Consider the following 14,199-nt stretch of genomic DNA (forward strand, 5'->3'; position numbering starts at 1 on the left):
ATATTAATTGTTACTTTTAATATAAGTTAGATACTGCGCATCATCCGCATCAATGGTACGATACGAAATGACTCCGAGCCCTTTAACGTTAGATTCAGAAATGATTATAGTGCCATCTGAAAGCACTTTTTCGACAAATGCGACGTGGCCATAATGACTATCGGCACCAAGTTGTCCTGCTTCGAAAACAACTGCACTGTGTGGTGTAGGCGTTAAACTGATTGTATAACCTTTACTTGCTGCGCGATTATCCCAATTGTGCGCATCGCCTAAATCGCCACTAATCGGAAGTCCAAATTGAGCCATGCGTTCATAGACGTACCAAGTACATTGTCCATGAGGGTACGGGGAATGACCACTTTCTGTGAATGTTTTGAAAGCCATAGGTGTTTCATTATATGTAGCGTCATCCTCACTTGACTTGGGCATTGCTTTTTTATCGAATCGCGTTAAATCATAATGATGAATAATACTGTTCAGCTTTTCAGCATAGTGCGTATCTGTCGCATAAGTATGGGAAAGGTGTGATGTCGCTTCACGATATGTACGTGCTTCACTTTTCCATGTCGGTTGATACATTGTAGGATTACCGTCAATACCATGTTTAATGAGTGTAGCGTAATCTTTTAAAGCGGCGTTTTGATTAGGGTAGCTACGAAATTGTGCGGCAATTTGATACATTGAATTCCCATTATCTTCTAATGTATTAAAGGTCACAGATTGCCCATAATATGCCCCTTTAATGCCGAATAAATTATGATATGGGGCTTGTGCGAGGGCACTGTTACCTGAGTCAGACTCTAAAATGGCTTGCGCAATCATGACTGAGGCGTAAATATTTTCATTTTGACCGATGTCATGTGCTTCTTTGGCAATACTTTTAATAAAATCACGCGTCGCTTTATTTTCCGTTATCTGATAATCAACGGACTGTGTGTTTGGACTCGACAAGTTAGGTCGTGTTTCAAAAGTTGCTGTAGAACGCATATTTGATTGTTTTAATTCATTGTCAAAAGATTGTTTAGGTACTTCGCTTTGTTCGATATCCACGTCAGAAGGTAATTGTGGATTTGTCAGCTGACGTTGTTTTTGGGACTTTTCACTGTATTCATCAAGTAGTGCTTCGATATCACGGTCATTTGCTTGTGTTGTTGACCGGTGCTCATTGGTAGGCGTCGTTTTCGAATGCGCATCAGTCGAATCAGTTTCTTCTGAACGACTTGATGTATCTTCTGTTAATTGTGATGACGTTTCTGATTGAATAGAAGCTGTAATCGAATCAAGTTCATCTGCGACCTTTTGATCGCGTTGTGGTAAAGGGTGACTATCTTGAGACGACGTCAGTGTACCATTTTGAGTTGTTGCATGATTGATAGGTGTTTTTTGGTTACTTGTCTGTAATGATTGTTGAGTCAAAGGATGCGCGTCATGTGTGCGTGTTTCGCCTGTTGAGGATGTTTCAGCATATGTTGGTGTCAACCAGTTGCCCCAAAATGTTGTTGTCACAGGTTGAGATGTAAATAGAAGAAACGGATTTGAAAAATAATCTGTAGATAATTTTTCTAGAGCGGTGTCATGTGTTGTACTTAAATATTTTGCATCTTTATATTTGGAATCTGCATTGCTGCCATTCACTGTCTCTTTTGACGTGTCGTTTGTATCTTTTGAAGTCTGACGATCTTTAGATATTTTGGTATCATCTGTTTGAGCATTTTCAGAAACGGTTTTTGCGGTTTCTGCGTGGACTTCGTAGACAGTATATGAGGGGAATAATAACGTTGTTGACAGTATACAGATGAACCATTTGTCTTTTTTCATAAACTTACCTCGCTTTAATATATGAAATTCTACTATGTACAAATAATAGAAGTCCTTGTTAAAATATGTATGGTGATATGAAAGTTGACCATCGTCAACTTTTTCAGAGATACCTTTTAATGAAATTATTATACCAATTTATTTAAAATAAACAAATGAATATTTGAATCATATATTCAATAAATATAAAATGTGAGTGAGGTGTAAAATGAAAAACGCAATTAAACTATTTATGACTGATTTACGAAAGATTGTTAAAGCACCAGCAGTGTTTGTGCTACTCACAGGACTTGCGCTCCTTCCTTCCTTTTATGCATGGTTTAATTTGGACGCCAATTGGGACCCGTATGGGAATACAAAGAATATCAAGGTTGCGGTGGTCAATGAAGACCAGGGAGATAAAGTGAGAGGTAAGCCGTTAAATGTTGGTGACACAGTAGTTAATCAACTGAAAAAAGATAATCATTTTGACTGGGAATTTGTAAGTCGAGAAAAGGCAGATCACGATTTAAAGATGGGTAAATATTATGCAGCAATTTACATACCTAAACCTTTCACACATCAAATTACAGGTACCCTTCGCAAAAAGCCGCAACGCGCAAATATCGAATATAAAGTGAATCAAAAATTAAATGCGATCGCGCCTAAAATGACGGATGCAGGAACAAGCGCTATCGTCCAAAAGGCGAATGACAAATTTAATGAGACGGTAACTAAGTCATTGCTTAAAGAGGCCAATCGTCTAGGCGTTAAATTAGAAAACGAAATACCAACTATAAATAAAGTTAAAAATGCAGTTTACACTGCGAATCAATCCGTACCTAAAATTAATGAATTTGCGAAGAAGATTCTATATTTAGATAACCATCAAGACCAAATAGATCAATATGCGAATGATTTCAGAAATTTAGAGCATTACAAAGGGCCGGTTTTAGACGCGGTAGATAAACTTAATCGAGTGAATAATGCGATTCCCGCCTTAAACGAGCGCGCTAAACTTATATTGGCACTGAATAAACATATGCCTCATATTAAAGAGGCATTGAATGTGGCTTCTAACGATGTACCGAAAGCTTTTCCGAAAATCAATCAAGGCGTAGATATTGCGAGCCAAGGGGTAGACCATGGTTTACAAGGTTTGAAAGAGGCAGACAGCTTTTTAAATGCCATCGATCAACGTGTAGGATATGATCAAAACAACATTCAAAATGCGCAAGAGGTGAATCCAAATGCGCAACAGGCGCCACAAAATGATGTACAGACGGCACCGCAAAGTACGCTGTCAACCTCAGGGTATAGTCATATTCAAACAGCACAAATGAGTACGAATGCGAGTGACACACCGAGTAACGGTATGGATGACGCCAATGCTATGGAATCTGCGTTGTCCAAAGCGTTATTAGCGTTATCTCATCAAACAGATCAACAAGCCCAAAGTAGTCAACAAGATATTAAAGCGTTAGAAAACGTACTTTATGGCATTATGGCGTCAGAGCACCCGAAAGACTTCGTGCCAACTTTAGACCATCTTAAATCAAGATTGGAGTTAACGAGCAAAACCAATCAGCAATTGATTGATACGTTGTCTGAACTTGAAAATAAAGAAGGAGTGCCACTTACTTCAGAAATTAAGGCGCTAGAATCTGTAAATAATAAAATCAATCAAGTTATAAAAAAAGAAAATCAACTTCGTAATGCATTATCTCGTGGAAGCTCAGGTAAAGCAGAAGCGATAGATTTACTCAATGAGCTGTCAAAAATGAATGAAAGCTTGGGAGATTTAAGTCGTTATATTCAATCTGATTTGAATCAAAAACTACTAGAAGTTTCAAAAAGCATTATGGCTGCTTTAGAAGGTGGGAACGCTAAACTTTCTACGATTCAATCGAAGCTTAATACCGTTCATCAAGTGATTAAAGATGGACAAACGGTTTTAGGTAAGACTAAAGAACGGCTCGATGTCATAAAAAGTGAGCTTCCACTCATTGAACAACGTTATAATGACGCAATGTCCGTGGCGCAACATTATTATGCGCAATTTGAGAGCGATGTAGCAAGAGCAGCAACATTTATACGCAATGACTTACCTGGTCTCGAACAACGATTGGCAGATACGACAGCGACAGTAAATCAAAATGTGCCTATTTTATTCAACCGGTATGATCGTTTAGTGCAGCTACTTAATGAAAACCAGCCTCAAGCAAAACAAGATTTACATCGGTTAGCTGAATTTATAAGAAACGATTTGCCTGGTTTAGAAAAAGATTTGGCTAAAGCCGACAAACTTTTTAAAGAAATTGATAAAGATGACACTATCGACAAATTGGTTAATCTACTGAAGAACGACTTGAAAAAACAAGCAGATGTGATTGCAAATCCAATTAAAATGAACCATGAAGATGTGTTTCCCGTTAAAGATTATGGCTCCGCAAGTACACCATTCTATACTGCATTAGCCGTATGGGTTGGGGCGTTACTGATGGTAAGTTTATTAACGACAGACAACAAGCATCGAGAGTTAGCTTCAATTTTAACTAAACGAGAAATTTATCTTGGCAAGTTAGGCTTGTTTTATATGATTGGAATCATTCAGGCGTTAATTGTGTCTATCGGAGATATTGTGATTTTAGAAGCGCAAGTAGAAAGTGTGCCGTGGTTTATTGGCATTACTGTGCTCTCCTCTATGGTTTTCGTAACGATTGTTTATACGTTAGTGTCGTTATTAGGAAATCCAGGTAAAGCATTAGCGATTGTTCTGCTCGTACTCCAAATAGCTGGTGGCGGGGGAACGTTCCCAATTGAAGTTACACCGGAGTTCTTCCAAAAACTTCATCCGTTTATTCCGTTCTCCTATGCGATTGATGCATTAAGAGAAGCGGTTGGCGGATATGTGCCTAAAATATTAACGCAAAAATTAGTGACGCTTCTTGCATTTGGAATTGGCTTTTTAATTATCGGTATTATATTGAAACCAATTACAGATCCGATTATGAAAAAAATCGCGGCTAAAGCTGAGAAAAGTGATGTTATGGAATAATTGAACGAGAAAGCCCTTTGACATTGATTTTAAAGTATCATGTTAGAGGGCTTTTGTAGTGAATGCATCATTACATGTCTCAATGAATGCACTTTATTATATAATCATAGAAAAGATAAGTTTTTAAGGAATGGGTGGTATTGGTTTCAAGCTACATGGCGTTGTGTAATTTTGGACTCAAAACAACGGAACAATTTCTGTCTTATAAAAAATATAAAAAGAGAGCTGGTATTTGTGGAGAAAACCAAGTTTTGGCGAAAGTTTATTATAACGGTAGGCGTGATAGTAATAGTCATGGGTGGCATTTTTTTATTTCAAAAACATGCGAAAAATGAAGATAAAGCACAAGCAAAATATGTGAAAGATTTAACGCCTACACTTTTTTTACATGGTTACAGTGGTACAGCAAATTCTATGAAGTATTTAATCAATCAAGCGGAAGAGAGCGGCGTAACGAAAGATGTCCTTATCGCAAACGTCTCACGAGATGGGGACGTCACATTCGATGGAGAACTTTCAAAAGGTGCGGTAAATCCAATCGTACAAATTGTATTGGAAGATCATACGCAAGTAGATTTACATGAAAATGCGCTGTGGATTAGAAATGTTTTAGAAAAATTGCAACATACGTATCACATTAAAAATTTTAATTTTGTCGCGCATTCAATGGGAAATGTTTCCTTTGCGCAGTACATGATAGATTATGGTAGTGATAGCACTTTACCGCAATTGAAAAAGCAAATCAATATAGCGGGGACGTTTAATGGAGTATTAGGCATGAACGAAGAAGTCAACGAAATTCAAGTGGATAATAATGGTAAACCTAATCATATGAACCCACCGTATCAGGAATTTATGCAGCTGAAATCCATTTACAAAGGAAAAAACATTGAAGTGTTAAATATTTATGGAGACCTTTTAGACGGTACGCACTCTGACGGACGTGTTTCAAATAGTTCTTCTAAATCATTAAAATATTTGTTAGGGGACAGTCCTAAACGTTATAAGGAATTGAAGTACGAAGGCGAAGAAGCCCAACATAGTGCGATTCATGATAATAGCGAAGTCGCAAGCCAGATGATTCATTTGCTGTGGGAAAAATAAAAACCAACAAAGCACGATTGAGGTAAAGACAAGGATGTCCCAAACTCAGTCGTGCTTTTGTTCGCAAAGTATTTAGCCTAAATTTTCACCATTAGAATCAATGACATTTTTATACCAGTAAAAAGATTTTTTCTTAGTGCGTTTTAACGTACCGTGGCCAGAATTGTCACGGTCGACATGAATGAGGCCGTAGCGCTTTTTCATTTCTCCTGTAGTAAAAGAGACGCTATCGATAATTCCCCAAGGGGTGTATCCCATGACTTCTACACCGTCGTCGTCAACTGCTTGGATGGTTGCCTCAATATGCTGTTTTAAATAGTCGATACGGTAATCGTCATGTATGTCACCATTTTCATCCAATTCATCTATAGCACCTAACCCATTTTCTACAATAAATAATGGGATTTGGTAACGATTGTAAAGTGTATTAAGTGTATAACGTAGGCCTATAGGATCAATAGCCCAACCCCAGTCACTTTTTTCAACATACGGATTGTCTATAGAAGTCGGTAAGCTTCCATATATTTTATTGTATGCATTTCGTGTTGTATTGGCATGTTTGACAGTAGTAGACATGTAATAACTAAAGCCAATAAAATCTACAGTGCCCTGTGCCAATATTGCTTCATCGCCTTCAAGCCAACCAATATCAATATGTTTCTTTGTAAACATCTTTTTCGCATAATTGGGATAGTAGCCTCTAACTTGAACATCTGGGAAAAAGAATCGAAGTCGATTATTGATTTCAGCTTCCATAATATCTTTAGGATGACAAGAATACGGATAAATAGGAATGTGAGAAATCATATTTCCTATTTTAAATTCTGGATTGATGGTTTTTCCTACTTTGACTGCTAACGCACTTGCGATTAATTGATGATGTGCAACTTGATACAGCACTTCTTCATGATTTTCATGTGCTTCTAGTAAGACCCCAGCATTTGTCCAAAGAAAAATAGGATTGTGCGTATCCATTTGATTGTTGATTTCATTAAATGTCACCCAATATTTAACTTTATTTTTGTACCTCTTAAAAACAACTTCTGCAAATTTCACAAAAGCTTCTACCACTTTTCTATTTCTAAATCCGCCGTAATGTTGCGCGAGATGCAGTGGCATTTCGAAGTGAGATAATGTGATGACTGGTTCAATATGATGTTTGAGGAGTTCATCGATTACATTGTCATAAAAACGAAGCCCTTCTTCATTAGGCGTTGCTTCATCTCCGTTAGGGAAAATACGTGTCCATGCTATGGATGTACGAAGACATTTCAAATGCATATCCGCAAACAATGCGATGTCTTCTTGATAGCGATGATAAAAATCAATACCTTCATGGTTCGGATAATAATGGTTGCTATCAATGTTTTGCGTGATTTGTCTAGGTTGGTGATGTGTACCCGCAGTCATCACATCAATGACACTTAGCCCTTTTCCTCCTTGATTATATCCGCCTTCAAATTGATTCGCAGCGAGAGCGCCGCCCCATAAAAAGTGCTTCGGTAGTTGAGCCATACGATTCATCCTTTCGTCTTGATAGAATATGAGCTAAAAGCGTTGTTGTTCAAGTGTTGTATTGTTCATGCATATTATAATTGTACCGGTATAATTTGTAAATGCAGATACATTTTAAATTAGTGGCGGAATTTAGTGATATAATATTTACGAATCTAATAAAAGAGAGGCATTTTAATGTTAAAGTATGAAGAAATTGCTCATAAAATAAGTAACTTACTGGAGAACGAGGTTTACAGCGCTGGAGACCGTCTACCTAATATTGAACATTTAAAAACGGAATATCATGTGAGTAAAAGTACAGTTATTAAAGCGCTCGAAATATTAGAAAAGAATGGCTATATTTATCAATCTAGAGGCAGTGGTATTTTTGTTAGAAGTCCTAAGAGAGAAGGATACATCAATTTATTTACTAGTAATGGCTTTACAGAGGATTTAAAAAATCATGAGATTACGAGTCGTGTAATTGAAGTGTGTGAAATTGCAAAACCAGATGCTGTGGTACGCAAACAATTACATTTAACTGAAGAGGAAGCAGTATATTATGTGAAAAGAATACGCTATATTGATCAAGCGGTTTTATGTATAGAAGAAGCGTATTTTAGCCGAAAATTGGTGCCTTATATGAGTGGAGAAATTGCGAAAGGCTCTATATTTAAATATATAGAAGAAAACTTAAAAATAAATATCGGATATTCTGATATTTATTTTCACGTTGACACATTAAATGAGGAAGAAGCGGCAATACTAAATCAAAGCAGTGGAGCGCCTACTCTAAGATACGAACAAGTATTTTATACAAAAACAGGGGTTCCATTTGATTACAGTCAAATTGTTTTCGAAAAAACGAACGCTAAATTTTACATTCCGTCGATTAAGTAATAGGAAAGGGACCACATTATACTAATTAAATTCAACCAATAGAATGTAGGTGATGTAATGGAAATTGTTGATGCGCAAACATTAAACTCAACGGACAGACAAGCATTTTTTATGCATTATTGTGGTAGCGATAGAATGGTGGTTACTTCGGGTGATTTTAAATTATCTCAATTATATGGCTATGCTGCTCAAGAAAACGGACGAATCCTTGGACTAATCACTTATGAAATTTATGATGACTACCTTGAAATTATTTCTTTAGATTGTGCGACTCAAAATAAAGGGATTGGTACAGCACTTGTTAACGGTATCGTACATAGTGCTAAACAATTAAATAAGAGCGAAATTAAGGTCATTACTACCAATGATAATATAAATGCGGTGCGATTTTATCAAAAGCGCGGTTTCAGATTCTCTAAAATTATTCCAAATGCTGTAGCACAGGCAAGAGTACTTAAGCCAACTATTCCAGAGGTTGCGGAAAATGGCATTCCGATTATGGATGAAATTGTATTTTCTAAAAGTGTGACCGATACTATATCTTGAGCGCTTTGAATGGCAATAAGTAGGTGTCAAAAATAGGACATATGGAGTCTGTGGAAGCGCAACCACTAAAATCTTAATCTCATAGGATTACTTTATGTTGTTGAAAAACGGGTATAGAGCTATGGAAAACAACAATAAGTGGATGAGAGGCAAGAAAGCTTAATGCTTTTCGGAAAATCGAGGTGACGCATGTGAAAAAAATGAAAATTTGGATGAGTAGTTTAATTATCGTGGTCATAATGGTTGGCACTGGTGGCATGGCATTCGCTCAAAAGCAAGGTAAAAGTAACGAAACAGCACATACGAATTTTATTAATGCGCATACACCGACGTTATTTTTACACGGAACACAAGGAACGTTAAATTCATTAAGTTATTTAATTGATCAGGCCGAAGATAAAGGCGTAACCAAAGACGTCATCATCGCACATGTCGCAAAGGATGGCACGGTTAATCTAGAGGGCAACATGTCTGAAGATGCAATAAATCCCATCATTCAAATAGAATTAGAAGATAATGAAAATATGGATTTAAATCAAAATGCCAAATGGATAAAGCATGTGTTAACGACACTTCAAAATAAATATCATATTCAATCGTTTAATTTTGTAGGTCATTCTATGGGAAATACATCTTTTGCACAATATATGTTAAATTACGGCAATGATACATCTTTGCCGCAGTTGAAAAAGCAAGTGAATATCTCTGGTCCCTATAATGGTGTTTTAGGGATGAACGAAAGTATCAATGAAATAGAAGTGGATGAACAAGGTAAGCCGAGTCGTATGATTCCTCCATATCAAGGATTTCTTAAACTGAAAGAAGTGTATAAAGGTAAAAATATCGAAGTTTTAAATATGTATGGAGACATTTTAGATGACACCCATTCTGATGGCGTCGTTTCAGTAAGTTCATCAAAATCTTTAAAATATTTACTTGGAGATAGCCCAAAAAGTTATAAAGAAATCAAATATGAAGGCGATAACGCCCAACATAGCGCAATTCACGATAATCCAGATGTCGCCAATGACCTCATTTCTTTTTTATGGGATACATAAGTTTATGCGAGAGATGAGCGTCCTAAGCATTCATGCACTACATAAGGCGCTAAGCGTCATTCTTAAAACAGTATCGTACCTTTTTATGTGATTTTAACCTCATTCTACGGCATTTAATGCATTGATGACATGCGTCATATCATCATGAATAACTAAATCGGCTTGATAATCGTAAGGCGTCGGATCTTGATTGATAATAATTAACTGACCACGATTAAAGTTTGAAATGAGCCCTGCAGCAGGTTGGACGACGAGAGAGGATCCTAATACGATCAACGTGTCCGAGGCAGTGATTTTATGGAGTGCATTTAAAGTCGTAGCTTGATTTAACATTTCACCGTACAATACGATGTCTGGGCGAATTGTGCCTGCACAATGTTCACAATGATGAAGTTGATGCGTTAAAACATACGATTTTGTGTACTGCGCATTACAATTGATACAATAAAAGCGATTTAACGTACCGTGAAGTTCGTCTACATTTTCGCTTCCCGCATCAGAATGCAAACCATCAATATTTTGAGTCACCACCCCTAAAGCACGTCCCTCTTTTTCAAGTTGTGCAATCCATTGATGTACAACATTTGGCGCTTTGTCTGCAAACAACAAATATTGATAACAAAAACGCATAAAACCTTCAGGATCTGCATTCAAATAATCAGAACTCAACATATATTCAGGAGAATAGCCGTTTTCTGCAATCTTCTCATTTAATCCCCCAACTGAACGAAAATCTGGAATACCACTTGCGACAGAAATCCCCGCACCAGTAAAAAAAGTGATTTTATTGGCGCTGTCTACTATTTGCTTCAATTGTTTAATTTGTTGACTCATATCCATCACTCCGAGAAAAAGTTTTACTTTAATGACTTTATTCAGTGACATTGTAAAAGTGTGCGAAGAAATAAGCAAACGTTAGAGTATTTTCACTCTGTATTGAAAAATAGTTATAATTACATTAAATGATAGGATAATTCATAAAATTGCGTCGTTATAATAATATTTTTGTTAAAATGATAATAAATTAAGATGTCGTAATGCTTGGAGGAAAACGTAATGGGTGATCTAGTTAAAAATACATTGTCAGCATGGGGATTAATTGAAACCCTACAGCCAGGTGAATTAAGTGATTTGAAAGGCATTTTGAGTGCACATTTATTTGAAAATAATGAGAGTCAGGAAAAAGGGCGTGAATTTGAAAACTTTTATCCTATTTGGGAGAATAGAGCGTTTGTTTTAAAAAAAGAAAGTAGAAATAAAGGCGCAATCAAATTTCAAATGTATCGCTTTTGTTTTAACTTTGGTGAGATAGAAAAACGTCTTAGAGCAGCATACAATGATGAAGAAGTTTATAATCCAAGCACTAAAAAATGTTACGGTTATACATTTACAGTGGATGATAAAGGATTTGTCGAGATAGACTCACTTTTTGTTCCTATGCTCATGACAGCTATGCGTTATTTTAAACACGATAAAAATATTGAAAAAGTACATGAGGATAATTTTGAGAAATTTAAATTTGAATGTGAAGAAGTATTAGGGGGTAATCCGCTAGACGCTTCAAAAATTCAAAAAATGGATGAATTGTATTGTAAGTACTTTGAAAAGTTCAAAACAGAGTTTCTAAATGGTTTTCAGCATACTGTTAAAGTGAAATTTGTTAGACCTAATGATGTAGATCAAGAATTAAATAGCTTTTATCTTACGGATATAGAGTCTGCAAGAGAAAATCCAAATGAGACGTTAAAGCAATATATTACTGGAACAAAAGAGAATCAAAAAACAAATATAGATGAAAATAGAAAATTAATTGAGTATTATTTACAACCAAAATTTTACCCAGATGGTCGGTGGCCTTCTTTAGTTGAGCATCGTCTTTCTTTAATGCAACAAGTAGCAGTAAATCATATTACACATGATAATAAATTAATCAGTTCTGTAAATGGACCGCCGGGTACTGGAAAGACAACTTTGTTAAAAGATTTATTTGCACACCATATCGTAGAACGCGCTAAAACATTTGCTGAATTATCACATCCCAAAGAAGCGTTTAAAGCTCAAAAAATTCATGAAACCGATCAACATCCGACGCATTTTTTAAAAGAGGTACATGCGCAATTTAAAATGGTAGTAGCTTCAAGTAATAATGGGGCGGTTGAAAACATATCAAAAGATTTGCCTAAAATTTCAGAAGTTATTAGAAATGAAGTAAAAACCAAGTATCCGCAATATGAAACGGAATATCAACTTTTAGCGAAAGAACTTGAAATATTTAAAGGTATAGCAAGTCATTTAATCAATGAAGAGGCTTGGGGTATTTTTTCAGGAGTTTTAGGTAAAAAGCGTAATATTGATAAAGTGATGGATCAAATGCTAGGTGATGATAAAGCATTGAATCATATACTCATTCGTGAAGAAGCACAATCAGACGTCCTTAAAAATTGGAAAGAGGCTAAAAAGTCATTTAATGACACGTTAAAAAGAATCCAAAAAATCAAACTTGAAATAAAGAACGGTTATGAAAAGTATCAAGACTATAGTCATAGCATTGCAAAGATGGAGCAGTTTAAAAACCAAGTACAAAAGTTAAAGCAAACATTGGAGCATATGGAAAATAGTAATAAACTTGAATGTGACATAGCTTCGATGAGCAAAGAAATACAGTTTATCAACAAGCAAATTGAAGATATCGACGAATATGAACGAACGATACAACCTTCTAGCTCATTAAAAGAAAAATTAAAAAAGTGGGTAGTGGGTAGTAATGACAACGAAGACACTTCAAAATATAGCGCTCAAAAAGCAGCATTAATTGAGCGCAAAATTGATTTGAATCACCAAAAGCATGAACTTCAAAAAGATGTAGATCATCGTAAAAAAGAAGAAGCAAATATTTTGAAGGAAATGAAAGGTCTCGAAGCAAATATTGAAAAGTTGAATGCACGTATTGTAGATTATGAAGACGCCAAAACTACACATAATGGTTTAATGTATCCAGATGAAAAGTTTTGGAAAGATAGTAATGAAGCTTATTGTTTTCGACAAGAATCGGTTTTATTCACATCTGATGAACTTCAATTTCAAAGAGGCTTACTTTTCTTGAAAGCAATGGTATTACATAAATATATATTAATTGGTAATGCAAAATCTATTCAATCTGGTTTGTATGATTTTAAAAGACGATATGAGTATTTAAAGTCAGCACCAATAAAAGTTAAAAATGCTTGGAATATCATTCATCTCATTTTCCCAGTAATAAGTACGACATTCGCTAGTTTTAGTACGCTTTATACGAATATGAGTAAAGATTTTATAGACTATCTTTATATTGATGAAGCGGGTCAAGCGGTTCCTCAAGCAGCAGTAGGTGCCCTACACAGATCGCGTCATGTGGTAGCAGTAGGAGATCCGCTTCAAATTGAGCCAGTAGTCACGCTTGAACGTCATTTAATCGATCTTGTGAGAAATGCATATAATGTTCCAGAAAGACTAGTGAGCATAGATGCCTCTGTTCAAACGATAGCAGACTATGCCAATAATTATGGGTATTGGAAAGGACAAGGAGATGAAAAACAATGGATTGGTATGCCTTTATGGGTGCATAGGCGTTGCTTGAATCCAATGTTTACAATTAGTAATAGCGTCGCTTATGAAAATAAGATGGTTTTACCGCAGTACGTGAAAAATAGCGAAATAAAAGGTAAAACTGGAGAAGTGACGTGGCTAAATGTTACAGGTAATGCTAAACAAAAACAATTTGTTGAAGAGCAAGGAAAAGCAGTGTTGGAGTTACTCAAAGGAGACTGGTTACATGCTCAAAAAAATGGTGACATCGCACCTAATGTGTTTGTAATTTCTCCTTTCACAGCCATTAAAACTGAAATAAGCCGTTTGGCAAGGAAACAATTGAAGTCATTTGAAACTTCTGAAGTTGATATTAATGATTGGGTTAAAGCATCTATAGGCACGGTTCATACATTCCAAGGTAAGGAAGCGGATAAAGTTTATTTTGTTACAGGAACAGACCACAAGCAAAATGGTGCGATCCAATGGTCTTGTAGTAAGCCTAATTTAATTAATGTTGCTGTAACAAGAGCAAAAAAAGAATTTGTAATTATAGGTGATGAAAAACGAATCAGTAAATTAAAGTATTACAATATTATCAAACGTAACCTAAGCAAATGCGAATCTCAATGCTAAAAAACACCGAAATTTCGATGTAAGCGTGTGGAGGTAGAT

Annotated in this window: 9 protein-coding genes; 6 read left to right on the forward strand and 3 right to left on the reverse strand. The window is 35.9% G+C overall.

Annotated features, from left to right (window positions below):
• Positions 1–3 precede the first annotated feature (3 nt).
• Positions 4–1,818, reverse strand: coding sequence for an amidase domain-containing protein (locus LN051_RS00335; protein WP_229292658.1), 1,815 nt, complete (start codon positions 1,816–1,818; stop codon positions 4–6).
• Between the two features lie 208 nt (positions 1,819–2,026).
• Here LN051_RS00335 and LN051_RS00340 point away from each other — a divergent pair, with 208 nt between their 5' ends.
• Together LN051_RS00340 and LN051_RS00345 are read left to right on the forward strand one after the other, a co-directional pair.
• On the forward strand, positions 2,027–4,855 hold the full coding sequence (locus LN051_RS00340; RefSeq protein WP_229292659.1) for a YhgE/Pip domain-containing protein: 2,829 nt from the start codon (positions 2,027–2,029) through the stop codon (positions 4,853–4,855).
• Positions 4,856–5,149: 294 nt separating this feature from the next.
• The gene (locus LN051_RS00345; protein ID WP_229292660.1) at positions 5,150–5,959 is read left to right on the forward strand and encodes an alpha/beta hydrolase; all 810 of its coding nucleotides are present in this window, start codon (positions 5,150–5,152) and stop codon (positions 5,957–5,959) included.
• Between the two features lie 72 nt (positions 5,960–6,031).
• Here the strand turns inward: LN051_RS00345 and LN051_RS00350 are convergent, their stop codons facing one another.
• Positions 6,032–7,474, reverse strand: coding sequence for a 6-phospho-beta-glucosidase (locus LN051_RS00350; RefSeq protein ID WP_229292661.1), 1,443 nt, complete (start codon positions 7,472–7,474; stop codon positions 6,032–6,034).
• A 177-nt stretch (positions 7,475–7,651) separates the two neighbouring features.
• On the opposite strand from LN051_RS00350, the gene LN051_RS00355 reads away from it, so the two are divergent.
• The 3 genes from LN051_RS00355 to LN051_RS00365 all read left to right on the forward strand — a co-directional run bounded on the left by LN051_RS00355 (position 7,652) and on the right by LN051_RS00365 (position 9,960).
• Positions 7,652–8,356 carry a GntR family transcriptional regulator gene (locus LN051_RS00355; protein ID WP_229292662.1) on the forward strand — a complete coding sequence of 235 codons (705 nt, stop codon included), beginning with the start codon at positions 7,652–7,654 and terminating at the stop codon, positions 8,354–8,356.
• 57 nt (positions 8,357–8,413) lie between these two features.
• A complete protein-coding gene (locus LN051_RS00360) occupies positions 8,414–8,902 on the forward strand; it encodes a GNAT family N-acetyltransferase (protein ID WP_229292663.1) in 489 nt (162 codons plus the stop codon).
• A gap of 191 nt (positions 8,903–9,093) precedes the next feature.
• On the forward strand, positions 9,094–9,960 hold the full coding sequence (locus tag LN051_RS00365; protein ID WP_229292664.1) for an alpha/beta hydrolase: 867 nt from the start codon (positions 9,094–9,096) through the stop codon (positions 9,958–9,960).
• Positions 9,961–10,059: 99 nt separating this feature from the next.
• Here the strand turns inward: LN051_RS00365 and LN051_RS00370 are convergent, their stop codons facing one another.
• Positions 10,060–10,794: an NAD-dependent protein deacylase gene (locus tag LN051_RS00370; RefSeq protein WP_229292665.1), complete on the reverse strand. Its 735-nt coding sequence runs from the start codon at positions 10,792–10,794 to the stop codon at positions 10,060–10,062.
• A 222-nt stretch (positions 10,795–11,016) separates the two neighbouring features.
• Here LN051_RS00370 and LN051_RS00375 point away from each other — a divergent pair, with 222 nt between their 5' ends.
• Positions 11,017–14,160: a DEAD/DEAH box helicase gene (locus tag LN051_RS00375; protein ID WP_229292666.1), complete on the forward strand. Its 3,144-nt coding sequence runs from the start codon at positions 11,017–11,019 to the stop codon at positions 14,158–14,160.
• The last annotated feature ends 39 nt before the right edge of the window (positions 14,161–14,199 follow it).

This window comes from Staphylococcus ratti, from assembly GCF_020883535.1.
Classification (GTDB): domain Bacteria; phylum Bacillota; class Bacilli; order Staphylococcales; family Staphylococcaceae; genus Staphylococcus; species Staphylococcus ratti.

Coding starts and splice junctions, on each gene's coding strand:
- LN051_RS00355 (WP_229292662.1), top strand. CDS start 7,652: ATGTTAAAGTATGAAGAAATTGCTCATAAAATAAGTAACTTACTGGAG.
- LN051_RS00375 (WP_229292666.1), top strand. CDS start 11,017: ATGGGTGATCTAGTTAAAAATACATTGTCAGCATGGGGATTAATTGAA.
- LN051_RS00345 (WP_229292660.1), top strand. CDS start 5,150: ATGGGTGGCATTTTTTTATTTCAAAAACATGCGAAAAATGAAGATAAA.
- LN051_RS00335 (WP_229292658.1), bottom strand. CDS start 1,818: ATGAAAAAAGACAAATGGTTCATCTGTATACTGTCAACAACGTTATTA.
- LN051_RS00360 (WP_229292663.1), top strand. CDS start 8,414: ATGGAAATTGTTGATGCGCAAACATTAAACTCAACGGACAGACAAGCA.
- LN051_RS00340 (WP_229292659.1), top strand. CDS start 2,027: ATGAAAAACGCAATTAAACTATTTATGACTGATTTACGAAAGATTGTT.
- LN051_RS00350 (WP_229292661.1), bottom strand. CDS start 7,474: ATGGCTCAACTACCGAAGCACTTTTTATGGGGCGGCGCTCTCGCTGCG.
- LN051_RS00370 (WP_229292665.1), bottom strand. CDS start 10,794: ATGAGTCAACAAATTAAACAATTGAAGCAAATAGTAGACAGCGCCAAT.